The 25,284-nt window shown below is 29.7% G+C and carries 30 protein-coding genes; 9 read left to right on the top strand and 21 right to left on the bottom strand.

Annotated elements, in window-relative coordinates; translation table 11 throughout:
* Positions 1-570: CorA family divalent cation transporter (locus H2280_RS06810; protein WP_337216038.1), on the top strand; the 570-nt coding region annotated here is incomplete at its 5' end.
* A gap of 24 nt (positions 571-594) precedes the next feature.
* The gene (gene mog, locus H2280_RS06805) at positions 595-1,128 is read left to right on the top strand and encodes a molybdopterin adenylyltransferase (RefSeq protein ID WP_137624465.1); all 534 of its coding nucleotides are present in this window, start codon (positions 595-597) and stop codon (positions 1,126-1,128) included.
* Between the two features lie 4 nt (positions 1,129-1,132).
* Here mog and H2280_RS06800 read toward each other — a convergent pair whose 3' ends face one another.
* Positions 1,133-1,312 (bottom strand): molybdenum cofactor biosynthesis protein, encoded by a 180-nt coding sequence (locus H2280_RS06800; RefSeq protein ID WP_137624464.1) that lies wholly within the window; start codon positions 1,310-1,312, stop codon positions 1,133-1,135.
* Between the two features lie 138 nt (positions 1,313-1,450).
* Between H2280_RS06800 and H2280_RS06795 the strand changes: the two genes are divergently transcribed.
* From H2280_RS06795 to H2280_RS06775, 5 genes are read left to right on the top strand one after another with little or no spacing between them, the layout of a single operon-like run.
* Positions 1,451-2,638, top strand: a complete 1,188-nt coding sequence (locus H2280_RS06795; RefSeq protein WP_337216037.1) for a M48 family metallopeptidase — start codon at positions 1,451-1,453, stop codon at positions 2,636-2,638.
* Complete coding sequence (gene prmC, locus H2280_RS06790) at positions 2,635-3,435, top strand: peptide chain release factor N(5)-glutamine methyltransferase (protein WP_337216036.1); 801 nt, start codon at positions 2,635-2,637, stop codon at positions 3,433-3,435. The genes H2280_RS06795 and prmC overlap by 4 nt, the downstream gene beginning before the upstream one ends.
* Positions 3,436-3,485: 50 nt before the next feature.
* Positions 3,486-3,956, top strand: a complete 471-nt coding sequence (locus H2280_RS06785; RefSeq protein ID WP_337216035.1) for a DUF4149 domain-containing protein — start codon at positions 3,486-3,488, stop codon at positions 3,954-3,956.
* Between the two features lie 37 nt (positions 3,957-3,993).
* Positions 3,994-4,743: a flagellin C gene (gene flaC / locus H2280_RS06780; RefSeq protein ID WP_337216034.1), complete on the top strand. Its 750-nt coding sequence runs from the start codon at positions 3,994-3,996 to the stop codon at positions 4,741-4,743.
* 42 nt (positions 4,744-4,785) lie between these two features.
* Entirely contained in the window at positions 4,786-5,412 is a 627-nt protein-coding gene (locus tag H2280_RS06775; RefSeq protein ID WP_337216033.1) for a YggS family pyridoxal phosphate-dependent enzyme, read from the top strand.
* Positions 5,413-5,414: 2 nt separating this feature from the next.
* Here the strand turns inward: H2280_RS06775 and dnaE are convergent, their stop codons facing one another.
* A complete protein-coding gene (gene dnaE / locus H2280_RS06770) occupies positions 5,415-9,017 on the bottom strand; it encodes a DNA polymerase III subunit alpha (protein WP_337216032.1) in 3,603 nt (1,200 codons plus the stop codon).
* A gap of 139 nt (positions 9,018-9,156) precedes the next feature.
* On the opposite strand from dnaE, the gene H2280_RS06765 reads away from it, so the two are divergent.
* Positions 9,157-9,396: a SelT/SelW/SelH family (seleno)protein gene (locus H2280_RS06765; RefSeq protein ID WP_281276536.1), complete on the top strand. Its 240-nt coding sequence runs from the start codon at positions 9,157-9,159 to the stop codon at positions 9,394-9,396.
* A gap of 25 nt (positions 9,397-9,421) precedes the next feature.
* On the opposite strand, the gene H2280_RS06760 is transcribed toward H2280_RS06765, so the two are convergent.
* From H2280_RS06760 to H2280_RS06675, 18 genes are all read right to left on the bottom strand, one after another.
* Positions 9,422-9,754, bottom strand: a complete 333-nt coding sequence (locus tag H2280_RS06760; protein ID WP_337195503.1) for an ArsC/Spx/MgsR family protein — start codon at positions 9,752-9,754, stop codon at positions 9,422-9,424.
* Positions 9,748-11,094: a class II 3-deoxy-7-phosphoheptulonate synthase gene (locus tag H2280_RS06755; RefSeq protein ID WP_337195502.1), complete on the bottom strand. Its 1,347-nt coding sequence runs from the start codon at positions 11,092-11,094 to the stop codon at positions 9,748-9,750. The genes H2280_RS06760 and H2280_RS06755 overlap by 7 nt, the downstream gene beginning before the upstream one ends.
* A gap of 16 nt (positions 11,095-11,110) precedes the next feature.
* Positions 11,111-11,527, bottom strand: coding sequence for a hydroxyisourate hydrolase (gene uraH, locus H2280_RS06750; protein ID WP_137624455.1), 417 nt, complete (start codon positions 11,525-11,527; stop codon positions 11,111-11,113).
* A 149-nt stretch (positions 11,528-11,676) separates the two neighbouring features.
* On the bottom strand, positions 11,677-12,033 hold the full coding sequence (gene rplS, locus H2280_RS06745) for a 50S ribosomal protein L19 (RefSeq protein ID WP_137624454.1): 357 nt from the start codon (positions 12,031-12,033) through the stop codon (positions 11,677-11,679).
* A gap of 10 nt (positions 12,034-12,043) precedes the next feature.
* Entirely contained in the window at positions 12,044-12,748 is a 705-nt protein-coding gene (trmD, locus tag H2280_RS06740) for a tRNA (guanosine(37)-N1)-methyltransferase TrmD (RefSeq protein ID WP_337195501.1), read from the bottom strand.
* On the bottom strand, positions 12,745-13,284 hold the full coding sequence (gene rimM, locus H2280_RS06735) for a ribosome maturation factor RimM (protein ID WP_337216031.1): 540 nt from the start codon (positions 13,282-13,284) through the stop codon (positions 12,745-12,747). Before rimM ends, trmD begins: the two co-directional genes overlap by 4 nt.
* Positions 13,277-13,519, bottom strand: coding sequence for a KH domain-containing protein (locus tag H2280_RS06730; RefSeq protein WP_137624451.1), 243 nt, complete (start codon positions 13,517-13,519; stop codon positions 13,277-13,279). The genes rimM and H2280_RS06730 overlap by 8 nt, the downstream gene beginning before the upstream one ends.
* A 2-nt stretch (positions 13,520-13,521) precedes the next feature.
* Positions 13,522-13,749, bottom strand: coding sequence for a 30S ribosomal protein S16 (gene rpsP / locus H2280_RS06725; RefSeq protein WP_004277416.1), 228 nt, complete (start codon positions 13,747-13,749; stop codon positions 13,522-13,524).
* 65 nt (positions 13,750-13,814) lie between these two features.
* Complete coding sequence (gene ffh, locus H2280_RS06720; RefSeq protein ID WP_337216030.1) at positions 13,815-15,152, bottom strand: signal recognition particle protein; 1,338 nt, start codon at positions 15,150-15,152, stop codon at positions 13,815-13,817.
* Positions 15,153-15,211: 59 nt separating this feature from the next.
* Positions 15,212-15,964, bottom strand: a complete 753-nt coding sequence (locus H2280_RS06715; RefSeq protein ID WP_137624449.1) for an RluA family pseudouridine synthase — start codon at positions 15,962-15,964, stop codon at positions 15,212-15,214.
* Positions 15,945-17,102: a lipid IV(A) 3-deoxy-D-manno-octulosonic acid transferase gene (gene waaA / locus H2280_RS06710; RefSeq protein WP_337216029.1), complete on the bottom strand. Its 1,158-nt coding sequence runs from the start codon at positions 17,100-17,102 to the stop codon at positions 15,945-15,947. Before waaA ends, H2280_RS06715 begins: the two co-directional genes overlap by 20 nt.
* Positions 17,099-17,815, bottom strand: a complete 717-nt coding sequence (locus H2280_RS06705; RefSeq protein ID WP_337216028.1) for a zinc ribbon domain-containing protein — start codon at positions 17,813-17,815, stop codon at positions 17,099-17,101. Before H2280_RS06705 ends, waaA begins: the two co-directional genes overlap by 4 nt.
* 9 nt (positions 17,816-17,824) lie before the next feature.
* The gene (locus H2280_RS06700) at positions 17,825-18,550 is read right to left on the bottom strand and encodes a Nif3-like dinuclear metal center hexameric protein (protein ID WP_337216027.1); all 726 of its coding nucleotides are present in this window, start codon (positions 18,548-18,550) and stop codon (positions 17,825-17,827) included.
* Positions 18,537-19,400 (bottom strand): glycine--tRNA ligase subunit alpha, encoded by an 864-nt coding sequence (glyQ, locus tag H2280_RS06695; protein ID WP_137624445.1) that lies wholly within the window; start codon positions 19,398-19,400, stop codon positions 18,537-18,539. Before glyQ ends, H2280_RS06700 begins: the two co-directional genes overlap by 14 nt.
* Positions 19,397-19,945, bottom strand: coding sequence for a DUF3972 domain-containing protein (locus H2280_RS06690; protein ID WP_137624444.1), 549 nt, complete (start codon positions 19,943-19,945; stop codon positions 19,397-19,399). The genes glyQ and H2280_RS06690 overlap by 4 nt, the downstream gene beginning before the upstream one ends.
* 8 nt (positions 19,946-19,953) lie before the next feature.
* Complete coding sequence (purE, locus tag H2280_RS06685) at positions 19,954-20,448, bottom strand: 5-(carboxyamino)imidazole ribonucleotide mutase (RefSeq protein WP_137624443.1); 495 nt, start codon at positions 20,446-20,448, stop codon at positions 19,954-19,956.
* The gene (locus tag H2280_RS06680; protein WP_337216026.1) at positions 20,445-21,701 is read right to left on the bottom strand and encodes a peptidase U32 family protein; all 1,257 of its coding nucleotides are present in this window, start codon (positions 21,699-21,701) and stop codon (positions 20,445-20,447) included. Before H2280_RS06680 ends, purE begins: the two co-directional genes overlap by 4 nt.
* The gene (locus H2280_RS06675; RefSeq protein ID WP_337216025.1) at positions 21,701-22,402 is read right to left on the bottom strand and encodes a chemotaxis protein; all 702 of its coding nucleotides are present in this window, start codon (positions 22,400-22,402) and stop codon (positions 21,701-21,703) included. The genes H2280_RS06680 and H2280_RS06675 overlap by 1 nt, the downstream gene beginning before the upstream one ends.
* Before the next feature lie 212 nt (positions 22,403-22,614).
* On the opposite strand from H2280_RS06675, the gene glnA reads away from it, so the two are divergent.
* Positions 22,615-24,045, top strand: coding sequence for a type I glutamate--ammonia ligase (glnA, locus tag H2280_RS06670; protein WP_337195492.1), 1,431 nt, complete (start codon positions 22,615-22,617; stop codon positions 24,043-24,045).
* A 41-nt stretch (positions 24,046-24,086) separates the two neighbouring features.
* Here the strand turns inward: glnA and H2280_RS06665 are convergent.
* The coding region (locus H2280_RS06665; protein ID WP_337216024.1) for a Cj0814 family flagellar-dependent secreted protein at positions 24,087-25,284 on the bottom strand (1,198 nt) is incomplete at its 5' end.

Here is a 25,284-nt window from a genome sequence, read left to right as displayed (position 1 = left end):
GACGGCATACGAATCATTGATAAAATGTTTGAAGTACGTGTTGAAAAAGATGCCGACTTGCTCGAATGGGTAGATAAAGAAGCAAGACGATTAAGAATAAGCGTCTTGGAAAAAAAAGATGAATATAGCTATGATGCAATGTTAAAAGATATCTCTAGCTTACAAGAATTAAATATGCGTGTCAGAGATTCTCTTTTTGACAAAAGAAGAGCAATGACTTCTTTATTAAAAAGTGATAAAATAGATAAAGATATCAAACAAAATTTAACCATAGTTCTTAAAGACTTAAATTCCTTGGTTGAATTTAGCGTTTCTCAGCTTAATATTTTAGATAACATACAAACAATTTTAGCAAGTCAAGTCAATATAGAGCAAAATAAAATTATTAAACTTTTTACAGTTGCAACAGTTGCTATGATGCCACCAACACTTATTGGGACAATTTATGGGATGAATTTTAAATTTATGCCCGAGCTTGATTTACATTATGCCTATCCTATCGTACTGTTTATCATGGTTGTTTCTATCATACTACCCGTAGTCTTTTTTAAAAAGAAGGGTTGGCTTTAAGAACAAAACAAGGAGAATTTATAAATGGATATAATAAAAATTGGAATTTTAACCCTAAGTGATCGTGCTAGTAGTGGTATATATGAAGATAAAGCAACAAGTGAAGTTGAAAGAATACTTAATTCTTTCATAAAAAATAAAATTGATTATTTTAAAGAACTTATTCCAGATGATTATGATTTAATCATACAAAAATTACTTTATCTAAGTGATGAAAAAAAGTGTGATTTGATTATAACAAGTGGTGGAACAGGACCTGCATTGCGAGATGTAACCCCAGAAGCAACTGAAGCTGTATGTGATAAAATGATGCCTGGATTTGGAGAATTAATGCGCTTAGAAAGTTTAAAATATGTCCCTACTGCAATACTATCAAGACAAACTGCAGGAATTCGCAATAAAACTCTCATTGTAAATCTTCCAGGAAATCCTAAAGCTATAATGGAATGCCTAAATCCTATATTTCCAGCTATCCCTTATTGTATAGATTTAATTGGAGGCTCTTATATAGAAAATAATGATGAAGTGATTAAAATATTTCGCCCTAAAAAATGCTAATAATTTATTGATTAGCCTTAATAAGCCTACTAAGCTGTCTAGCCAGCAAACTTGCACTGGCTTCATCTTTACTTATTTTTTGAATTTTACGAGTAAAATTAAAAAGCCTATCATCCAAAATAGCATCGTTAAATGAAACTTTATTTTTCAAATCTTGTTTTTGAGGTATTTTTTTCTTAAACATTTCTCATCCTAAAATTATAAAAATTTAAAAAATAATTTTAATGTATATTGTACTAATAATTTCTTTAATGATTAACTTTGATTTCATGATTTTAAGTTAAAATTCAAAACAAAAATATTTTTATTTTTAAGGAAAAATATGATTTTAATTGCAATTTTATTTCTTTATACAGTTATATTATCTTTTATTTCTTATCAACAAATTGGTTTTTTAAAACAAGAAAAACAAAAAAAAGCACAAATTTTAGACGAAAATGACTATAAAAAAGCAGCTAATATTGCTATAGACAATGAAAAATTTAAATTATTCTCTAATTTGTATTCATTTTTTATAAATGCTGCTTGGCTTGGTTTTGGTTTTTATTTTCTTAAAAATTTGATTATTGAGGAGAATTCACGTCTTGAAAATACTTTATTTTTGTTAGCATTTTTAATCATAACAAGTATTATAAATTTACCCATTAGTTTTTATGAGCATTTTGTAAAAGATAAAGCTCACGGATTTTCAAATATGACTTTAAAAATTTTTATCCAAGATAGCATAAAAAGCATACTCTTAACCTTAATATTTGGCTTTTTAATCATCTATGCTTTGCTTTTTTGTTATGATTTTTTTGAGTCATTATGGTGGATTGCTGCTTTTGTATTTTCATTTTTTGTTATTTTACTTATCAATATCATTTACCCTACTCTAATTGCTCCTATATTTAATAAAATTCAAAAATTAGAAGATGAGAATTTGCAAAATAAAATTTCTTCTTTAATGCAAAAATGTGGTTTCAATGCAAATGGAATTTATGTGATGGATGCAAGCAAAAGAGACAAACGCTTAAATGCTTATTTTGGAGGACTTTTTAAAAATAAAAGAGTTGTGCTTTTTGATACTCTATTAAAGGCACTTAATGAAAAGGAACTTTTGGCCGTTTTAGGGCATGAGCTCGGACATTTTGTTCATAAAGACATCATAAAAAATCTATTTAGTAGTGCTTTTATGATACTTTTACTTTTTTTTATTTTTGCACATTTACCACAAATTCTATACACGCAAACACACTTAGATAATATCAGCGCTGGAGTTTTTGCACTTTTACTTATTTTTAGCAATGTATTTAGCTTTATTATTTCGCCTTTGATTAATTTTTTAAGTAGAAAAAATGAATTTGCAGCCGATTTACATGGAGCTAAAGTCACTCACAAAGAAGATATGAAAAACGCTTTAATAGCATTAGCAAGAGAAAATAAAGCCTTTATTAAAACGAGTAAAATTTATAGCTTTTTTTATCTTAGTCATCCAAGTATTTATGACAGAATTAAGGCTCTTTCTTGACCATAAAAGAAGCTTTAAAACAGGCAAAATCTAAACTAAAAAACCATGAAAATGAAGCCATTTTTATACTTTGTGAGTATCTAAATAAAGATAAAACATGGCTTTTTTTAAATCAAGAATTAAATTTTGATCCAAAAATATACTTTGAACTCATTGATCGCTTTAGCAAAGGAGAGCCTTTTGAATATATTTTTGAAAAAGTAGATTTTTGGGGTTTAGATTTTCAGATAAACAAAGGTGTATTGATACCTAGATACGACACAGAAATATTATTGACTCAAATTTTAAATTTATGCAAAATTCATCAATTTGAAAATATCTTAGAAATAGGCTTTGGTAGTGGAATTTTAAGTATTATATTAGCCAAAGAACTCAAAATTAATCTCACCGCTTGCGATATCAATCCTAAAGCATTAGAACTTGCTAAAAAAAATGCAAAATTTCACGGAGTAGAAAAACAAATCGATTTTAAGCTTTGTGATTTTTCCACATTAAAAGATAATTATGATTTTATTTTTTCAAATCCTCCCTATATAAAAAATTCCTACCCTATAGATATTTGGGTACAAAGCGAACCTAAAGAAGCTTTATTTGGCGGAGAAAAAGGTTATGAAATTTTAGAAAAAATCATTCAATTTAGCTACTCACAAAAGGCAAAATTTTTAGCCTGTGAATTTGGCTATGATCAAAAAGAAGTTTTAGATAAAATTTTAAAACAATATCATTTTTCAAATTTATTTTTTAAAGATGAAGCTGGACATGATCGAGTTTTTATTGCAAAATTTACTCAAGGCTAAAATTCTTATGCTAAGATAACTAAAAATCAAAAAATAAGTTGGAGAAAATTTTGAAAGCTGTTAATTTATTTTTACTTGCAGCCATGATAGGTATAGAACTTATACTTGGCATTGTCGTTACACCTGTTATTTTTTATCCCCAAAATTTTATTGGAGATGGAATTTTAAGTCATTATCAAAGTGGAATTTTAATGACACAAATTTTTATAAAAATGGGATATTTGCTGCTTATTGTTTCAACCATAAATATCTTATTTGAAATTTTTTCTTATTTTAGAGAAAAAAATAATTTTAAAATTAAATTTTCAAAACTAATGTTAAGTTTAATTATTTTAATTTTAAGCTTAGTTTTTGTATTTTATTTTACTGAACAAATTATCTCTATGCAAAAATTAGGCGAACAAGCAACCACTAGTACTGAATTTGCTAGCATACACAGTGCAAGTGAAATCACTTTGAAAATAATTTTAGTATCTCAAATATTTTTATATTTTTTAAGTTTTAAAATAGAGAAAAAATGATATAATCAAAAAATTTAAATAAATAAGGAGGCACACTATGATGATTTCTGATGCAACCATGATGCAACAAAACTACTATTTAAATAATGCCCAAAAAGCTAGTGATAAAGCTTTAGAAAATATTGCCGCTGTTCGTGCAATCAGTGGAGTTGATAGTGCAAATTTGGCTATTGCTGATTCTTTAAGATCTCAATCTAGTACAATAGATCAAGGAATAGCTAATGCTTATAATGCTATTGGTGTGTTACAAATCGCTGATGCTAGCTTGACAAATATTTCTCAAAGTGCCGATAGACTAAACGAGCTTTCAGTAAAGATGAATAACGCTGCTCTAAATGATTCTCAAAAGAATATGCTAAGAACAGAAGCTACAAGAATTCAAGATTCTATTAATGATTCTTTCAACAATGCAACCTATAATGGTAAAAATGTATTTCAAACTATGAACTTTGTTGTAGGAAGTGGTACTGAAACAGCAAACCTGAATTCACTTTCCACAGCGGGTCTTAGCATAGATAATCAAGATAGCATTACAAATTTTATGGATCAGCTTGGTAGTCTTAGAAGTGAAATTGGCTCTGGTATTAATGCTATCACTTCAAATATTAATTCTAGTGTCCAAAATAGCATTAATGCAAAAGCAGCTGAAAATAATCTTTTAAATAATGATATGGCTAAAAATGTCAATGATTTTAATACCAACTATTTGAAAGAAAATGCAGCGGCTTTCGTAGCAGCTCAATCAAATATGCAATTGCAAAGCAAAATCGCAAGCTTATTACAATAATTTTTAAAGCCTTTTAAAAAAAGGCTTTAAATACAATCATCCATGAATTTAGAACAAATTTTAGAAAAAACAAAAAATATTCATTTAGTCGCCGCAAGTAAATATACGGATTTTAATACCATTAAAAAATTTTTCGATCTTGGAATTACTGATTTTGGAGAAAACCAAGTTCAGGCTTTATCTAGAAAAAAACAGGAACTTGATAAAGAAAATTTAAATATCAAATGGCATTTCATAGGAAATTTGCAAAGCAATAAAATCAATCTTTTAATCAAACAAAAACCTATTCTTTGGCAATCTTGCAATGGTTTAAAAATTGCTCAAGCTGTAAATCAAAGACTTGATTATAAACTTAATACTTTGCTTGAAATAAACAGTGCTAAAGAAAAAAGTAAAAGTGGAATTGATTTAAATAAAGCAATAGAAGAATACATACAAATTCAAGAAGAATGCCCAAAATTAAATCTTTGTGGTGTGATGAGTATAGGTGCTAATGAAGAAGATCAAAATCAGATTATCAAAAGCTTTGAAACTACATTTAAAATTTATGAAAAATTACAAAAATATGGTGCAAAAATTTGCTCTATGGGAATGAGTAATGATTTTGAACTCGCAATAAAATGCGGCTCAAATATGGTTAGATTGGGGAGTATTTTATTTAAAAATTAAAATCATCCCGCATATTTTTCAATAATCTTTTGGCTTATATTTTCAGATATAACAAAGTCAGTATGGTAAAGCAAACAAGAACCAGCACTGATGATTTTTAAAACAAGTTTGCGATTTCCCTTTTCATTTGGATTATGTGCATTTCTTGCTATATTGTGAATTTCATAAATTAATTCACGATTTAATTTAGAAATATCAAGTTCGATAATATTTTTTTCAAATTCTTTAGGTTCTTCAGTGAAATCTTTGTTTTCTTGGACTATTTTTTTAGTTGAAAATTTCTTAATCGCCTTAAAATCTCCTTCTTTAAGTTCTTCTAGCTTTTTAATTGATCTTAAAGCAAAACTATCAACCTTACCTTCATCAGATTTATAACTTAATAAAAATCCATAGGCCTTGTTTTTTGATTCTTCATCTTTTAAAATATTTTCCAATTCTTCTATATTGGATTCAAAAACAGTTGTATCAAAGGTAGAATAAAAGTCTAAAATTTCGAGCCTACCATAACGTTTATTGTTTTTACTCATCATGGTTTTAAAGCCCTCTATTTTTCCGATACTCAATATCTCCCCATTACCTTTAAGCGATGAAAAATCGATACTTTTTACATAATCAATATCCTTAAACTCTTCATAAAAACGATCCAAAGGATGACCAGAAACATAAATTCCTAAAATTTCTTTTTCAAAATCGAGCTTTTCCATGATTTCAAATTCGTCATTTTTGACGATAAAATTCGCTTGTAAACCACTAGAAAGCTCATCTTCTCCAAAAAGGGAACTTGCTGCATTTTTTCTTACTTCAGCCATTTTTCTTGAACCCTCTGAAAGATTTTCTAAGTTATCAAATAAACATTTACGCGTATAACCAAATTCATCAAAAGCACCAGCTTTAATAAGGCTTTCTAGCGCTCTTTTATTGATTTTTGCAGGTTCTATTTTGCCTAAAAAATCATTAATATCTTTAAATTCTCCACTTTCTCTAGCTTCAAGTAAATTTTCAACTGCAGGAATTCCTACACTTTTAATTGCCCCTAAGCCATAAACAATCGCATCTTTTCCATCTTCTTGCTCTATGGCGCTAAATTCGCGCATAGCTTTATTAATAGAAGGTGGTAAAAGTTTAATATTCATCTTTTTCATCTCATCTATATAAACAGCAATTTTAGTAACATTATTTTCTTCACTCGTTAAAAGTGCGGCCATAAATTCACTAGGATAATAAGTTTTCAAATAAGCAGTTTGAAAGGTAATGAGAGCATAAGCTGCGGAATGCGATTTATTAAAACCATAGCCTGCAAATTTTAAAATAAGCTCCCAAAGATCCTCAGCTTCTTTTCTATTATAGCCTTGTTTTTCAGCCCCGTCAGCAAATTCATCTTTTAATTTTTTCATTTTTTCAGGATCTTTCTTACCCATAGCACGACGCACAACATCTGCTCCACCCAAAGAAAATCCGCCGATAATTTGAACTATTTGCATAACTTGTTCTTGATAAACTATAACCCCATAAGTCGGCTCTAAAACTTCTTTTAAAACATCAAAAGGATATTTTATATCTTTTAAACCATGCTTTCTATCAATAAAATCATCAAGCATTCCAGATTCCATTGGTCCTGGTCGATACAAAGCTAACACCGCAATTAGATCTTCAAATCTTTCTGGCTTAAGCCTTGCATTTAAGCTTTGCATACCATCTGATTCTATTTGAAAAATCCCCAAAGTATTTCCACTTTGTATAGTTTTATAAACTTTAGGATCATTTACATCGATACTTTCCCAAATTATATCTTTATTGTATCGCTTTTTTATAAGATTGATAGCATTATTAATAACGGTTAAAGTTTTAAGACCCAAAAAGTCAAATTTAATCAAATCAACATCTTCTAAATGATCCTTAGAATACTGCGTTACTAAATGTCTTTCATCATTTTTGCTTTGCCTAAAAAGAGGAGTTTTTTTCCATAAACTTTCGTTTGAAATAACAACACCCGCTGCATGCATACCCGCATTTCTATTAAGCCCTTCTAAAGCTTTTGCATATTCCCAAACCTCATGCCCTTTAGGGTGTCTATCGATAAATTCTTTAATCTTTGGCTCTTTTTCATAAGCACTATCTAAAGTGATTTTAAGCTCTTCGGGGATAAGCTTAGCAAGCTCATCAGCATCAGGGATACTCATATCGCATACCCTAGCAACATCTCTAATCACCCCACGTGCCAATAATTTACCAAAAGTTATAACTTGTGCGACTTTATCAGAGCCATATTTATCAATAACATAATCAATCACTTCCCCTCGCCTATCTTGACAAAAATCAACATCAATATCTGGCATAGAAACACGCTCTGGATTTAAAAAACGCTCAAAAAGCAAACTATAAGGCAAAGGATCCAAATCTGTGATTTTTAAACAATAAGCCACTAAACTTCCAGCAGCAGATCCTCTTCCTGGCCCAACTGGAATGCCTTTGCTTTTAGCAACAGCTATAAAATCATGTACAATAAGCATATAACCTGAAAATTTCATATTTTTAATGATTTCAATCTCTCTTTGCAAACGTTCTTTATAATCTTTGTGCTTATCTTCATCTATGAATTTTAATCTTTCTTCTAAACCTTTATTGCAAAGATATTCAAAAACAATATCATCATTATCAAAACTGAAATCTTTTTTTTCATCTTTTAATTGTAGATTATATTCTTTAGCATATTCTCTAGTAAATTTAAAATTAGGAGGAGTTGGATTTCCCAAATTTAATTCTAAATTACATTTTTGTGCTACTTCTTGCGTATTTTCTATAGCCTCTGGGATATCTGAAAAAAGCTCTACCATTTGCTGAGGAGTTTTTACATAAAATTCATGCACACTATGGCGCATACGATCAGGATCGTTTAATTTTTTTCCCATTGCTATACACATAAAAACTTCATGCGCCGCAGCTCTTTCTTTGAAGGTATAATGCGTGTCATTTGTAGCTATAATTTTTATATTTAATTCTTTAGATAATCTTATAATATCATCATCAATGCATCTTTGATCATAAATACCATGTCTCATGATTTCTAAATAAAAATCATCTTTAAAAACATCTTTATACCACAATGCTGCTTCTTTGGCACTCTCATATCCTTTTGCACCAAAACGAGCATTTCTTTGGCTTTGGACATTTAAATGCCAATTAACCTCACCTTGCAAACAAGCCGATGAACAGATAAGCCCTTCGCTATGTTTTTCTAAAATTTTTTTATTGATACGTGGATAATAATAAAGTCCATGAATATAACTTTGAGAGCTTAAATACATTAAATTTTGATAACCTATCTCATTCTTGGCATACAAACAAAGATGAAAACGCTGTCTAGAACTCTTATCGCTTATATCATCATGATTATGTAAATACGCTTCTAAGCCTATGATCGGCTTAATGCCTCTTGATTTCATCGTTTGATAAAAATCAATAGCACCAAACATATTGCCATGATCTGTCATAGCTACGCTTGTAACTCCTTGCTCTTTTAAAGTATCTGCTAATTCCTTTAATTTATTAGCGCCATCAAGCAAAGAATATTCAGTGTGCAAATGAAGATGGGTAAATTGACTCATTATTTATCCTTGAAAAATGCTCAAAATATATTTTTATTATATTTTTTTATCGCTGAATTTTTAAGAATTTATTCTTTATAGATCATTTAAAAATTTAAAAAATATACTATAATTATAAAAAGTCTAAAAAGGAGATAAAATGCAAGTAAAAATTATTTATTGCAATCTTTGAAACTATCGTCCTCAAGCTGCACGTGTTGCAGAAGAATTAAAAAATAAATTTCAAGACATTCATATCGATTTTGAAATTGGCAATAAGGGCGATTTTATCGTGAAAGTTGATTCAAAAATAATCTTTTCAAAAATGGATCTTATAAATTGCGAAAGTGAAAGATTTCCACACGAAGGAGAAATACTTGATCTGATCAGCAAGATGTGAAAATATAGAATCTTTAAAATCGTTGTCATTTTAAAGATTCATATTCTTTTCCGATATAAATTTTACCTTGAGATTCTATCACTGGGCGTTTGATACAGCTTGGATTATCTAATATCATCTTTTTTAACTCATCCTTACTTAAATGTGTGAGCCTTTCTTTATTTAATCCGATCTTTTTAGCAGTCATACCTGCTGTATTTACAAAATCTGTAATATCTCTTTGGCTAATCCAAAAATCAAAAGTTTTTTCATCAAGTTTTTTAATATCAAAAAATTCAAATTTAATTTTTTTATTTTCAAGAAATTCTTGAGATTTTTTAACGCTATTGCAATTTTTTATACCATAAAAATTTAACATTTCCTATTCCTTTTTAATAAATCTGCAATCAAAAATGCGAGTTCTAAAGCTTGATCAGCATTTAGCCTTGGATCGCATTGAGTTTCATAACGCTTATTTAATTTTTGCTGAGTAATATTTGAAGCACCGCCTATACACTCTGTAACATTTTGTCCTGTCATTTCAAGATGAACTCCTCCTGCGTAAATTCCCTCACTATAGGCAATTTCAAAAAAGGATTTAACTTCTTGAGTGATTTTATCAAATTCTCTCGTTTTATAATTTCCTATTTTTGTAGTATTGCCATGCATAGGATCAATACTATAAATTAAGTTTAACCCTTCACTTTTAAGTCTAGCAAAAATTTTAGGCAATTTTTGAACTATCTTTTCAACACCCATTCTAATGATAATATTTAATCTACCCTCTTCATTTAAAGGATTTAAAGAATTAGCTAAAGCTATAATATCTTCAGCGGTAGCATTAGGACCTATTTTAACTCCTAAAGGATTTTTTATCCCACTTAAAAAATGAACGTGTGCCTCATCAATAGCTCTAGTTCTCTCTCCTAACCATAGCATATGAGCAGAACAATCATAAATTTCTCCGCTTAAACTATCCACTCTTGTTAAAGATTCTTCATAAGGTAAAAGTAAAGCCTCGTGAGAAGTATAAATATTAACTTCTTTAAGCGTAGATGTATCTTTTATATTGATACCACAAGCTTCTATAAAATTTAAAGTTTCGGATATTTTTTCACTCATGTGGGCATATTGTTTATATAATTTATTTTTTTTCAAAAAGCCTAAATTCCAACGATGGACTTCACGTAAATCAGCCAAACCACCCTTAGCAAATCCACGTAATAAATTTAAAGTTGTAGCGCTTTGATAATAAGCTTCTAGCATTCTTTTAGGATCTGGGATTCTTGATCTTTGATCAAATTTAAAATCATTGATAATATCCCCTCGATAACTAGGAAGTTTTATCCCATTTAATTCTTCAAAATCATTACTTCTAGGTTTTGCGAATTGCCCTGCTATGCGTCCAATCTTAACTATAGGACATCCACCTGCAAAAGTTAAAACTATGGCCATTTGAAGTAAAATTTTAAACATATCACGTATATTAATAGCGCCAAAATTCTTAAAACTTTCAGCACAATCTCCACCTTGAAGTAAAAAGGCTTCGCCTCGTGAAACTTTGATTAAGTCATTTTGAAGAGCTTTGACTTCTCCTGCAAATACTAAAGGGGGTAATTTTTGAAGTTTAGCTAGAACTTTATCCAAATCTTTTTGATTCGGATAAATAGGTTGTTGTCTAGCAGGATATCTTCTCCAAGAGTTAATATTCCATTTCATAATAAAATTTTAATTCTCAACTTCCTCTATAGGTAGAATAACCAAATGGTGAAAGAGTGATCGGCACATGATAATGCTTTTGATCCTTAGAAAGCTCAAAACTAATTTCTATAAAAGGATAAAATGTATCAACTTTGTGAGACGTATAATAGTCTTTAGTGTAAAATTTAAGCTTGTAAATTCCACTTACTCTATTTTCTGGTTTATCGTAAGGTAAAAAATCACCTATTCTTCCATCATCTTTTGTAAATTCTTCGCCTATTTTCTTCCATTTTTGATTTTTTTCCATTTTATAAAGCTCTACCTTAACTTTAGGCGCAGGCTTTCCTGAAACAATATCTAAAACATGGGTGCTCAACTGATACTGCGCAGCGTTTAAAAATAATGGAACGCTAATAATCAAAAATGCAACAATTTTTTTAACCGAAAACATTTTTTTCTCCTTAATAAATAATTTTATAGATCTTGATTATAATAAAATACTCTTAACAAATATAATCAAATGATAAAAATTATTTAAAAAGATATTTTTTAGATAAGTAGTATAAAATATTTACAACGATACAATCGCTGCAAATATTATTATTTTTTAAGTTCTTTAATACGAGCCGCTTTACCACGTCTATCTCTAAGATAGAACAGTCTTGCACGACGAACGCGTCCTTTTCTTAATACAGTGATACTCTCTAAGCTTTCACTATAAATTGGGAAAATTCTCTCAACACCTACATTATTAGCACCAATTTTACGAACAATAAAAGTTTCGCTTACTCCATTACCTCTTCTAGCAATACAAACACCTTCAAAATTTTGAATTCTTGTTTTATCACCTTCTTTAATACGAATTGCAAGCTTTAAAGTATCTCCAGCACGAAATTCTGGAATATTCTTACCCTCGATTTGCTTAGCTTCAAATTGTTCTATGTATTTGTTTTTCATAAAAAATCCCTCATTTTTTGCGTTTATGCTCCAAAAATAGATCTGGACGAAAAAATTTAGTTTTGCAAAACGCTAAAGTAGTTTTTAAACTTGCAATTTTAGCGTGATTACCCTTTAAAAACTCTGAAGGAGTATAAAAACTTTGACCTTTTTTTTCAAAAATAAAAGGTTTTGAAAATGAAGGAGCTTCTAGTAAATTGTTTTCAAAACTCTCTTCTTCAAGACTACAAGTATTTCCCAAAACTCCATCTACATTTCTTAAAATTGCATCACAAAGAGTTAAAGCTGGTAATTCTCCACCAGTTAAAATAAAATCTCCTATACTAAAAACCTCGTTAGCAAATATTTCTATCACTCTTTCATCAATACCTTCATATCTTCCACAAATAAATACAATATTTTTCTTTTTACTTAAACGTTTTGCATCTTTTTGGTTAAATAGTTTTGCGCTTGGGGTTAAAAAAATAAAATAAGGCTCATCTTCTTTATTCTGAATAAATTTCAAAGCATTGTATAGTGGATCAACTTGCATCAAAAGTCCTGCTCCGCCACCGATTTTATAATCATCCACCTTATGATATGGATTTTCACTAAAATCTCTAGGATTGATAAATGCGAGTTTGAAAAGATTTTGTTTTCTTGCTCTTGATAAAATTGAATCTTGAAAATAAAATTCAATCAAATTAGGAAATAAAGATACAAAAGTAAATTTCATGAATTTTCTAAAATCAAAAAAGCATCTTGAGTGCAAAAAATATTTTTTTTATCTATATCAATTTTACTGACAAATTTATCAAGATAGGGTATAAAAAATACTTTAGGATAGTTTTTAACAAGAAATTCTTTATCAGTTTCTATTTCAAATAAAAAAGAATTTCCAACTTCTAATATATTACTCACTTTACCCAAAATTTGCTCTTGAAATAAAATTTTACACCCTAAGATATCAAAATAAAAAAATTCATCCTTATTTAATTTGCAAGTTTTACGAGTAGTTTCAATGCTTTGATACAAAATAGTATTTACAAGCTCTTGAGCTCGCTCAATACTTTCATACCCTTCAAATAAAATCGAAGAATTAGTATGATTGTATGATTTTATGATTAATTTTTTACGACCCTTATCAATAAAAAAAGAGGAATCTTTCTTAAACTGCTTTGAAAAATCACTAAAATTATGAAGCCTTAAAAAACCTTTAAGACCGACAGTTTTTCCAAGTTTAGCAACTTGGATAAAATCTTCTTCACTCAAGTGCTTTTACCGTTACACGATAATTTGTTGCATCCTTGCTTTTAAAAGCAGATACAACAGTTTTAATCGCATTGATCATTTTACCATTTTTGCCGATAAGCTTTCCAGTATCTGTCTTATCAACATAAAGTATAATTTCAAAAAAATTTTCACCAAGCTCTATTTTTTCAGTTGAAATTTTATTAGGATAATCTGCGATTAACTTGGTGTATTCTTTTAAAAATTTCTCTACCATAATTATTTGCTAGTAATTGAAGCAACTTTATCGCTTAATTTAGCACCTACGCTTTTCCAATAAGCTAAACGTTCTGCATCAAATTTAATAACTTCAGGCTCAACCATAGGATTATAATAACCTATACTTTCAATCCAACCACCATCTCTACGTTTTCTGCTGTCTGTTACCACAATACGATAAAAAGGTCTTTTTGTTCTTCCCATTCTTGTAAGTCTAATTACTGTCATTATTACTCCTTAAAATAAAAAATTTTATTTATAAATACAAGCTCGTACTCATAAATAAAATTTTTTTAAAATTGTCTTCTAGCTTGATTCATCATTTGCATCAAACTTTCCATTCCCTTTTTTCCTGAAAATTTTTTAGCTAATTTTGCTGCATTGGTAAATTGTTTTAAAAACCTATTTACCTCCATTTGAGACAAACCAGCACCTTCTGCTATACGACGCTTTCTAGCGTTATTAAGCAAATCTGGATTTTCTCTTTCTTTAGGAGTCATTGAAGAAATCATAGCCTTAATGTGTAAAATCTCTTTGGAATTATCAAGATCTATATCTTTTATAGCCGAAGACATATTAGAAAGTCCAGGAATCATACCAATAAGAGATTTCATGCTACCAAGCTTTTTCATACTCTCCATTTGATTTAAAAAGTCATTAAAATTAAATTCACCTTTTTTAATTTTTTGATTAAGCTTTTTTGCTTCTTTTTCATCAATTACGGCTGCAGTTTTTTCGGCTAAAGTCGCTAAATCACCTTCACCCATGATCCTACTAACAATTCTATCAGGTATAAAAACTTCTAAATCTGCTATTTTTTCACCAGTTCCTATAAATCTCAAAGGAGTTTCAACTTGCTTGGCTATTCCTAAAGCAACACCTCCTTTAGTATCTGCATCAAATTTGGATAAAATCACACCACTAATACCCAAAGCTTGATTAAAACTAGCTGCTGTTTTAACACCATCTTGACCACTCATTGCATCTACAACATAAAAAATTTCATCAGGATTTAAAACTTCTTTGATTTTTTTCAATTCATCCATCAAAATTTCATCAATAGCTAAACGTCCTGCGGTATCAACTAGCAATACATCAACCATAGAATTTTTAGCCTTATCTAAAGCTTGTTTTGCAACTTCTATAGGATTTTTTTCATCATCTAAGGAGAAAAGATCAATCTCGTTTGCACTGCATAGCTGTTTAAGTTGTTCAACGGCCGCCAAACGTTGCAAATCACAAGCAGCAATTAAAACTTTTTTATTGCGAAGTTTCAAATAATTTGCAAGTTTAACTGTAGAAGTGGTTTTACCTCCACCTTGCAAACCAGCCATGAGAACGACTGTTGGAGGTTTTGAGGAAAATACAAAACCTTGATTTTTTCCATTAATATTTAAAATATTTTCTAAATTTGATTTTATAGCATCTAAAAATTGTTTTTGTCCTATCCCATTTTTTTTGACATCATCTTCAACGAGCATCAATAATTCTTTAACAACTTTATGATGTACATCAGCCTTGAGAAGGGATTTTTTTAAGGTTTCTAAAGCATTTTTAAGCGCTTTTTCATCATCAACAAAACGTAGCTTGTTAATCGCTGATTTAAAAGATTCGCCAATTAATTCAAACACTTTATACCTTTCTTTTTAATTTAAGCTTAGAATTATACAAAATTTTTTCTTAAATGGCTTTAAAAATCTAAATTTTTTATTTCAAAACCTAAGTTAAAAAAGCTATGATCCAAATCTGCTTTAAATTTATAATCAAATAAATTTATTTCATAGCTATGTAAATACATTCTATTATTAATGATTTTTGCATATTTTTCATCCCCTATAATTCCATGCTTAATAAAATTAGCATGCACTCTGATTTGATGAGTTCTTCCTGTATGAATAATGATTTTTGCTAAGGTTTTTTTAGCTTGAACCATGATAGGAATAAATAAACTTGACGCACTCAAACCTTCTTTAGAAATTTTACTCAAAGCCCCTCTTTTTGTTTTTATAGTTAAAATGGGTTCATTCACTTCTATCTCTTCTGCTAAAATTCCATCTAAAACCGCTATATAACTTTTATAAACTTTTTGTCGCTTAAATTCTTCAATGCAGAGCTTTCTAAAATTCTCATCCTTGCAAAGCAAAATCACTCCGCTTGTTTCTTTATCAATACGATTTAGCAATTTTGCACTAAATTTTTTTTCCAAATCCTCACTTATATAAGAATAAGGTTTGTTAATGGCGATAATTTTATCATCTTCAAAAATAACACTAGGATTTGCCGTTTTTACAATATTGAATTTTGTTTTATCACTCATTAAAGCTCTTGCGATAAGCACTTTCTTTCCATGCGTAAAAACGCATCCTTTATCTATCAATTCCTTAGCTTCACGATTTGAAATATTTTCTTGCAAAGCTAAAATTTTATAAGCTTTTTCTTGCATCAATTCCTTCCTGTATAGCTTTAAAAACTTGCGATAAATCATCACTTTTTTTAATCTTTGCTTTTAAATTATAATGATGAATTTTATAATCTAATTCTTTTAAATCATTGCAAAAATAAACATTTTCAACCTTATCAAACAAAACCTTTTGATTATCAATAAATGGCCCTGATATCAAAACATTTTTAAAAGAAGCCACCTCTATAGGATTGTGCCCACCAATATTTTTAAAAAAAGATCCACCTAAAACCACTATATCTGAAATAGCATAAAAGTTAATTAACTCTCCTAAAGCATCCAGCAATAAAATCTTTTTGCTAAAATTTTTATTTTGAGTGTTTAAAAGGCTAAATTTTTCAAATTCTAAGCCTTTATTTTTGAGCAAATTTTCAACCTCAAAAAAACGCTCCGGATGTCTAGGAGCAATGATGAGTTTTTCCTCTTTGGTTAAATTGATATAATCAAGCAACAATTCCTCTTCACCCACATGCGTACTTGCAAAAATGATTAATTTTTCCTTAGGTTTAAAATAATTTTTATTAGGCTTTATTGCAATGTTTGCTTTGATATTGTGTAAAACTTTAACGTTTTTTGCTCCCAAACTTTCAAGCCTTATTTTATCCACATCACTTTGTGCAAAAATTTCATCAATATAATAAAAAATTTTTTTATAAAAAAAACGAAATCTTAGATAACTTTTATAAGATTTATCCGAAATCCGTGCATTAAGTAAAATGATTTTTGCTCGATAAAATTTAGCCATAAAAACGAGCATGAGCCAGTATTCAGCCTCAAAAATAACCAAAACCTTTGTAGGTTTAAGCCATAATGGTATCCAATTTTCAAAAGGAAGATAATTTACCTTTTTACAAAATTCTTTAGCACAGTTAAAACCCGTTTGCGTTATAGTGGTAATTCTAGAGTCAAATTTTAAAGCAAATTCTTTAATACTTCTTGTTTCCCCATAGGAACAAGCATGAAAATGAACATCAGAAATTTTTTGATGAAAATTTTTAAATAAAAAAAATCGTGCTTTTAAACTATATTTATATTTTTGTTTCAATAAAGAAAGGATAAAAATAGGGATAGCCAATATTATAAAAGCTATCCACGCTAAGATATAATAACAAAGAATCAACTCTTATCTTCTTGCTCTTTATATAATATTCTACCACAATGTGGGCAAGTTATAATTTCTTCTCCTTTTATCACAGATAAATAAGTTTTATCATAAATTTTCATAAAGCAACCGTAACATGCTTGTTTTTTGACAGCCACAACTGCTGTATTTTTTGCCCATTTTCTAATTTTTTCATAAAAACTTAAAACTTTTAAATTGATATCTGCAACAAGTTTAGTTTTTTTAGCATAAACATCCATTCTTTCTTTTTCCAAGGCTTCCATTTGAGTTTTAATGCTTGCCTTTATCGTTTCTATATCTTGTTCTTCTTTGGCTTTTTTTTCTAAAAGTTCTTTTTTAAAAAGCTCTTTATTTTCCAAAATTTTATCCAAACGAATAATCTCATCATTAGCTGAATCAAGCTGTTCTTTAGCAATATCCTCTTCTATTTTTAAAGCATTAGCTTCTTTTTCTGTTTTTACAGAACCGCTTTTTTTGCCTAGCTCTTTTATTTTCGCTGAAAATTCTGAAATATGTAAGTTATTTTGATTTTTTTGATTTTTTACATCTTCAATCTCAAGCTCTAAATCACCGATTTGAGTATTAATCTGGCTGATTTTATTTTCAGCATCTTTTAAATTTTTAGCTATGCTATCAATTCTTGGTTCAAAACTATCGATTTCTTGATCTATTTTGGATAAAAGCACTAATTGTTCGAGATGTTTATTCATATATATTCCTTAAAAATATTGAAATGGATTTTTTGAAACTGATATTATAACCTTTAGTGGCAAATTTTTCAAGTCTTTTGCTAGACATTGTGAAAAATACCGTTCGCTTTCAAAATGTCCTATATCGATCAAATTTAAACCGTCACTCACTGCTTGCATAGCTTGATGATATTTAAAGTCTCCGCTTAAAAAACAGTCTGCTTGCACTTTAGATATAAGATCTCCACCACTTCCAGTGCAAATAGCAAGACGCTTGATTTTTTCTTTTCCACAATAACTAATTCTTAAAATATCCATTTGCAATTTTAATTTTAAATATTCACACAATTGAAAAAAATCAAATTCTTGATCAACATAGATCAAAAACTCGTCTTTAAAAGCGATTTTAAAATCTAAAATTTCCTCAACAAAATACCTATTTAAATGACTTAAATCAAAGTTTGTGTGCATGGATATTAATGAGATATTTTTTTCTATCATTTTTTTAACAAAAGCCTTAGGATAATTCAAATTTGCTAAATTTTTCAAACCCTTAAAAATAAGGGGGTGGTGAGTTATAAATAAAGAATTATTTTCAGCTTGTTCAATTAAATTTTCATCTACATCTAAGCTTAAATATACAGTTTTAATCTCATCTTGATTATTTCCAAGCAAAAGACCGCTATTATCCCAATCTTGCTGATTGTTAAAAGAGCTTAATTGATCTAAGAAATTATAAATATCAATCAGTTTCATTTAACGTTTTTTTATAAACCTGAGCACAATTTTTAGAAAGTTCTCTAATCTTTAACATATAATCTTGTCTTTGCGCAACAGAAATAGCCCCTCTTGCATCAAGAAGATTAAAAGTGTGTGCTGCAAGCATACAATAATCATAAGCTGGCAACGCTAGTCCTTGCTCTAATATATTTTTACATTCTTTATAAGCATTCTCAAATTGCTGATTTAAAAACTCAACATCACTTACTTCAAAATTATATTTACTAAACTCATATTCACTTTGTTTATGAACATCACCATAAGTGATTTTTTTACCCTGAAATTCACTCCAAACAATATCATAAACATTATCAACATTTTGAAGATACATGGCAATTCTTTCAAGTCCATAGGTTATTTCAGCACTGACTAAATCTACTGCTATACCTCCAACTTGTTGAAAATATGTAAATTGTGTAACTTCCATACCATCAAGCCAAACTTCCCAACCAAGTCCCCAAGCTCCCAAACTCGGGCTTTCCCAATTATCTTCCACAAAGCGTATATCATGATTTTTTAAATCAAAACCTAAATTTTCTAAACTTCTAAGATAAAGTTCTTGTATATTTTCTGGACTAGGTTTGATTAAAACTTGAAATTGATAATAAGCCCCTAAGCGATTAGGATTTTCTCCATATCTTCCATCCGTTGGACGACGTGAAGGTGCCACATAAGCTGCAGCCCAAGGTTGCTTTCCGAGACTCCTCAAAAAAGTAGCAGGATGAAAAGTCCCTGCCCCAGCAGGCATGTCATATGATTGCATTATAGCACAACCTTGTTGCTGCCAAAATTCTTGTAGCTTTAGTATCATTTGTGAAAAATTCATTTTTCACCTTCTTGATCATTATCCAAATTCACATCAGTTTTAACTTCTTTATTCATTTCCAAATCAGGCTCCGTTTTTGCTCCAAAAATTTCAGTTGTCTTGCTCCACATAAGCTTATACTTACGCTTTAAAAACTCAACTTCTTCTCTTGCATGTTTTAACTCATTATTTAAAGTTTCTATTGTTTTCCTATCTTCTTCATAAAGTTCTTGCATGGAATAAAGTGCATCTTTTAAAAATTTATTTTCATTTTTTAAAGCCTCGAGTGTTTCATCCTTTGCATCTAAAACTTTTTCATGTAAATTTAAAATTGTTCCTATAGTTTTTTCTACAAAACTTTCTCCAGCTAAAGTCATGGAATTAACCATAGCAGATTGTGAATTAGTAGCAGGAACAACACTAAAAGTACCTTGATTGGCTTCTATATAAATTACGCCCTCTTCTTCTTTAAAATTTAAAGTACCTTTAGCCATCATACCTTTGACAACGTCTTCATTTAAATGCACAAGTTTGCAAAATTCTTCAAGCTCTAAATAAGTTTGCATCTTTCTTCCTATAGTAAAATTTCAACACTTTTTGAGTCTGCAATCAATTTATTTTCTTTAGTCTCTCTATCTTCTTTTAAAGCTTGTGCTAGTTTATCATCACTTAAAGCAAGAATTTGTATTGCTAAATAAGCAGCATTTTGAGCACCCGCTTTACCAATAGCCAAAGTTCCTACAGGAATTCCGCTTGGCATTTGCACAGTAGAAAAAAGAGAATCCATGCTTGCTAAATTACTTCCTGACATAGGAACTCCTAAAACCGGCTTAGTTGTGCAAGCGGCAACCGCTCCAGCTAAATGCGCCGCCATACCTGCAGCTGCTATAAAAACTTGAGCACCTTTTTCTTCTGCTTTTTTTATATATTCTTTAGTGCGTTGCGGACTACGATGTGCTGAAGTAATAATGAGTTCATATTTAACATTAAATTGTTTAAAAATATTGGCACACTCTTGCATAATTTCATAATCACTCTTGCTTCCCATTAAAATAGAAATAAATTTCATAAAATTTCCTTTCTTAGAAAACTAAATTCACTAATTTTAGTTGGCATTTTAATCTCATTTTCATTTCCACTATGGATTTCTGTGAATTCTTTATTATTTTTTGCAATTAATTTTTTAAATTCTATAAAATACTTATCATCTTTTTGATAAATTTTGCCTATTTCATTTTCACATTCTTCGAGTTTATCTCCCAAAGGAAGTAAAATTTCATAAGCTGTATCTAAAACTATTTTACCTTTACATTTAAAATAATCTCCATCTTCAACAATTGCATGAACTTGATGCGTACCTTCTTCTATGCTTGTGTGATGATTTTGAGTGTCTGTTTTCTCCAAGGGACGAGAAACTAAATAACCATCCGTAAAACCTCGATTTTTAAGAGTATAAATTTCTCTTTCGTATTTTTTAGGATCAAAATTATGATTTAAAGCATCTTCAATAGCCATTTTATAAGTTCTTGTAGTCAGTGCAACATAATATTCACTTTTTGTTCTTCCTTCTATCTTAAATGCACTAATACAATTTTCTTGCATAATCTTTTCTATATAAGAACATAAATTTAAATCTTTGGAATTAAAAATATGTGTGCCATTTTCATCTTCTTCGAGTCTAAAAAGTGTATTATTTTCAGGATTTTTAGCATAAAGCTCGTAATTAAATCTGCAATCATTAGCACAAGAACCCCTATTACTCATTCTTCCACTTTGAACTGAACTGATCAAACAACGACCAGAATAAGCAAAACACATGGAACCATGAACAAAAGCTTCAAGCTCTACATCGCAGTTTTCTTTTAAAATTTTAGAATCTTTTAGACTTAATTCTCTAGCAATAACAATACGTTTAGCACCCATACTTTTATAAACTTCAGCATCAAGGTAATTTAAAACATTAGCTTGAGTAGATACATGCAAAGGAATTTCAGGAGCCAATTCTCGTACTAATTTCATAGCACCTACCGATGCAACAATAAAAGCATCAGGCTTCATATCGCGAAGTTTTAAAATATGGCGTTTAAGACCTTCTATTTGTCCGCTTAAATGAAAACCATTTAGGGTAACATAAATTTTTTTACCCTTATCATGAGTATATCTTACAGCCTCTTCAAAAGTTTCATAAGTAAATTCTTTAGCCGTTCTAGAACGCAAAGAAAAATTATTTACCCCAGCATAAACCGCATCAGCTCCATAAGCTAAAGCAATTTTTAGCTTTGTAAAATTTCCAGCTGGAGCTACGATTTCTGGAATGATCATTATTTTTGGCCTAAACTTGCTATTAAGGCTTCTATATCATCATTACTTACAACCTCTGCTGTGCTATCTCCTTCTATGTGTACCGCAGAGCTAACACGTTTTTTATCGTCAATTCTGCCTTCAAATAAAGAACTCATGTATCGACTTAAAGCACGCATAACATTAATAACACGCTCTATTTTTTGACGATGGATATCTTGATATTGCATAGCATCCATAGCCATCATAACTTCATCTTGACCGCCTTGCAAATGATCAACAATATCACCACTCATTTGTTTAGCTTTTGTATTAGACTCTAAGGCCTCACTAAAGCTTTCAACATTAGGAAATTTCTCATTTAATCTTGTAAAAATTTCGATATTTTTATCTAAAATTTTATTAATATCAGCTATTAAACTTTCAGAATCTACAAAAAAATTACTGATATTTTCAAGTCTTTCCATCATTTCAGTGGCTTTTTGCTCACTATCCTTAGTTACATCATCAAGCTGATGTACCACTTTATGCTCTTGACTTGGTGGTGGTGGTGGCCATGCCAAATTAGGATTTGGTCTATAATCAGCTACTTTTACATCTTCTATTTTTGCTTCTTGAGTTTCATTACTTTGAGTCTCTACTTCAGCCACAGTTTCAGACTCTAAGGTATCTTCAGAATCTAAATCACTATTCATCAAAGCATCAAGTTCTTCTTGAGTCATTGTTTTCCTTAATTTTTAAAATATGTAAATATTTCTTAATATTTTAAGATTATATTCTATTTAATCTGAAATAAAAATATAAATTCTAATATTTTTTTAAATATTCCTTCCTATTGAATTTTTAATTGTAATTTGTTTCAAAGATATTAACAAAATTTTTATTAAAATAATATGATACAATTTTAAAAATTAATGCTTACTAAGGAGAATACATGGGAAAATTTGTTAATAATATCAATGATTTTTTTGAATTTTGCACACAAAATGAAGTGCTTTTTGTGGATTTTCGTTTTACGGATATGATAGGAACTTGGCACCACATTACCTACAATATCCATTCAATCGATAAAGAAACTTTTAATACAGGAATTCCATTTGATGGAAGCTCTTTGCAAGGATGGCAACCTATTGAAAAATCAGATATGATCCTAAAACCTGATGCGCAAAGTGCCTTTTTAGATCCTTTTACAGCGGATCCTACGATTATTGTTTTTTGTGATGTATATGATATTTACAAAGGGCAAATGTATGAAAAATGCCCAAGAAGTATCGCGAAAAAAACAATGCAATATCTTAAAGATAGCGGTATAGCCGATACAGCATATTTTGGTGCAGAGAATGAATTTTTTATCTTTGATAGTGTAAAAATAGTAGATACAGCACACTGCTCAAAATACGAGGTTGATACCGAAGAAGGAGAATGGAATGATGATAAAGAATTTATGGATAGTTATAACACGGGTCATAGGCCTCGCAAAAAAGGCGGATATTTTCCCGTACAACCTGTAGATTCTTTAGTGGATATCAGAGCTGAAATGGTACAAACTCTTGAAAAAGTTGGACTTAAAACCTTTGTACATCATCACGAAGTTGCACAAGCTCAAGCAGAAATTGGAGTAAAATACGATACACTTGTAGAAGCTGCTGATAATGTTCAAATTTATAAATACGTTGTCAAAATGGTTGCGCATTTAAATGGTAAAACAGCAACGTTTATGCCAAAACCGCTTTATGGAGATAATGGAAGTGGTATGCATGTGCATATGAGTTTATGGAAAAATGGAGTTAATTTGTTTTACGATAAACAAGGATATGCAAATTTAAGTCAAACTGCTATACACTACATAGGTGGAATTTTAAAAAATGCTAGAAGTCTTGCTGCTTTTACAAATCCAAGTTCAAATTCTTATAAAAGAATAGTTCCAGGTTTTGAAGCTCCTTGTATTTTAACCTACTCTTGCCAAAATAGAAGTGCAAGTTGTCGCATACCTTACGGTATAGAAAAAAATTCAGCTCGTATTGAAATCCGTTTTCCTGATAATACAGCAAATCCATATCTTGCTTTTGCGAGTTTATTGATGGCAGGACTTGATGGGATACAAAATAAAACCATTCCAGTTGGACCAATGGATGAAAATTTATTTGATTTAACCTTAGATGAAATTCGTAAAAAAGGTATAGAACAACTTCCACACACCCTAAGAGGAAGCCTAGAAGCTCTCATTCGCAACAATGCTTATCTAAAGCCTATTATGAGTGATCTTTTTATTGATGATTATCAACATTTAAAATTTGAAACTCAAGTATGGCCAGTAGAAGCGCGTCCAACTGCTTATGAATTTAAAACCTGCTATTCTTGCTGATTTAAAAAAGGATTTTAATATTAAAATCCTTTAATCAAAACCTAAACCCTAGTTTGCCCTATGAGATTATTTAATCTATCCACTATAGATCCAACATAAGAATTGATACTTTCACTACTTGCTTTCCAGCCGTTAGCAATGGCTTGTTTAATCTCAGCGTCCAAAGCCCAATTGCCTTCATTGGCTTTTGGATCTATACCCTTTTCATACATATAAAGCTCTCCAGCCATATAACCTCTATCAAGTTTATATTTTAATAAACTTGCAAAATCAACCTTACCTGTCATGATATCAGTTAAATCGGCACCTTTGGTACCAAAACTTTCTTTAGCACAAGTTGCATTATAAGCTTCTACTTTTGGATTAAGTGTAGTATTTAGACTTTCAACAGGTTGTCCATTTTGAGCTTTTAAAAAGCTCATAAATAAATCTTCTCTAGTATAAGTTCCATCTTCATTTTTTGGATAAAATGACATATCAGGTTTAAAATCACATTCATACTTAGCTTGAGAAACATTTTTTATTTCTTCTAAGGATAAACCTAAGGTTTCAGGTTTTAAACCATTAATCATATATCCAGAATCAGCCCAAAGATCATCAGCTTTTTTAGCCTGTTCTGGTGTTTGATAGATATTTGAAACCGATGAATTTGAAAAATCTTTTAAATGAGTGATATTCATTCTATTATTTGGCTCATTAAAATCCATCCATTTAGTTCCACCTACAGCATATCCACTAGGCATAGTATTAATATCTGCTTCACTAAAACTTGTTTTATCACTTGGAAAGCTTTGACTTAAAGCATTAGAAAAAAGATTATAGTATTGTTTGATGGTTTCAGCCATATCTATATTATCATAATATTTATTCACACCTAGACATTCTTTTGTTTTTGTATCATAAAAGTTATTCTCAGCCACTCTCTCTATCTCATCTAAAGTAGATTTATGTATCTTAAAATCTTTTGGTAATCCTGCAGCCTCATTAAAATCTTCTCCCATATAACCATCTTTATCTACACTATAACCATAGGCTGTATTATTACTTATATCTGCTTGTTTGAATTTTAAAGTATAAATAGAGTTTTTAAATTCACTAGATATATCATAATTAGGAGAATTTGTTTTAGTGTAATAGTTTTTATTGATATTATTATTAGTAGAATTTAATACTTCACTTCTTATTAAAGTTTGTGAATTTTTATTTTCTATTTCATTTAACTTAGTGGCATTTTGTTTT

It is taken from the genome of Campylobacter sp. 2457A, from assembly GCF_020135895.1.
Classification (GTDB): domain Bacteria; phylum Campylobacterota; class Campylobacteria; order Campylobacterales; family Campylobacteraceae; genus Campylobacter_D; species Campylobacter_D taeniopygiae.
Note: the sequence above shows the minus strand (reverse complement) of the source record. Positions and strands in the feature narration are given on the sequence as shown.

Coding starts and splice junctions, on each gene's coding strand:
- mog (WP_137624465.1), top strand. CDS start 595: ATGGATATAATAAAAATTGGAATTTTAACCCTAAGTGATCGTGCTAGT.
- H2280_RS06800 (WP_137624464.1), bottom strand. CDS start 1,312: ATGTTTAAGAAAAAAATACCTCAAAAACAAGATTTGAAAAATAAAGTT.
- H2280_RS06795 (WP_337216037.1), top strand. CDS start 1,451: ATGATTTTAATTGCAATTTTATTTCTTTATACAGTTATATTATCTTTT.
- flaC (WP_337216034.1), top strand. CDS start 3,994: ATGATGATTTCTGATGCAACCATGATGCAACAAAACTACTATTTAAAT.
- H2280_RS06775 (WP_337216033.1), top strand. CDS start 4,786: ATGAATTTAGAACAAATTTTAGAAAAAACAAAAAATATTCATTTAGTC.
- dnaE (WP_337216032.1), bottom strand. CDS start 9,017: ATGAGTCAATTTACCCATCTTCATTTGCACACTGAATATTCTTTGCTT.
- H2280_RS06760 (WP_337195503.1), bottom strand. CDS start 9,754: ATGTTAAATTTTTATGGTATAAAAAATTGCAATAGCGTTAAAAAATCT.
- H2280_RS06755 (WP_337195502.1), bottom strand. CDS start 11,094: ATGAAATGGAATATTAACTCTTGGAGAAGATATCCTGCTAGACAACAA.
- uraH (WP_137624455.1), bottom strand. CDS start 11,527: ATGTTTTCGGTTAAAAAAATTGTTGCATTTTTGATTATTAGCGTTCCA.
- rplS (WP_137624454.1), bottom strand. CDS start 12,033: ATGAAAAACAAATACATAGAACAATTTGAAGCTAAGCAAATCGAGGGT.
- trmD (WP_337195501.1), bottom strand. CDS start 12,748: ATGAAATTTACTTTTGTATCTTTATTTCCTAATTTGATTGAATTTTAT.
- H2280_RS06730 (WP_137624451.1), bottom strand. CDS start 13,519: ATGGTAGAGAAATTTTTAAAAGAATACACCAAGTTAATCGCAGATTAT.
- rpsP (WP_004277416.1), bottom strand. CDS start 13,749: ATGACAGTAATTAGACTTACAAGAATGGGAAGAACAAAAAGACCTTTT.
- H2280_RS06715 (WP_137624449.1), bottom strand. CDS start 15,964: ATGCAAGAAAAAGCTTATAAAATTTTAGCTTTGCAAGAAAATATTTCA.
- H2280_RS06705 (WP_337216028.1), bottom strand. CDS start 17,815: ATGAATAAACATCTCGAACAATTAGTGCTTTTATCCAAAATAGATCAA.
- H2280_RS06700 (WP_337216027.1), bottom strand. CDS start 18,550: ATGAAACTGATTGATATTTATAATTTCTTAGATCAATTAAGCTCTTTT.
- glyQ (WP_137624445.1), bottom strand. CDS start 19,400: ATGAATTTTTCACAAATGATACTAAAGCTACAAGAATTTTGGCAGCAA.
- H2280_RS06690 (WP_137624444.1), bottom strand. CDS start 19,945: ATGCAAACTTATTTAGAGCTTGAAGAATTTTGCAAACTTGTGCATTTA.
- purE (WP_137624443.1), bottom strand. CDS start 20,448: ATGAAATTTATTTCTATTTTAATGGGAAGCAAGAGTGATTATGAAATT.
- H2280_RS06680 (WP_337216026.1), bottom strand. CDS start 21,701: ATGATCATTCCAGAAATCGTAGCTCCAGCTGGAAATTTTACAAAGCTA.
- H2280_RS06675 (WP_337216025.1), bottom strand. CDS start 22,402: ATGACTCAAGAAGAACTTGATGCTTTGATGAATAGTGATTTAGATTCT.
- glnA (WP_337195492.1), top strand. CDS start 22,615: ATGGGAAAATTTGTTAATAATATCAATGATTTTTTTGAATTTTGCACA.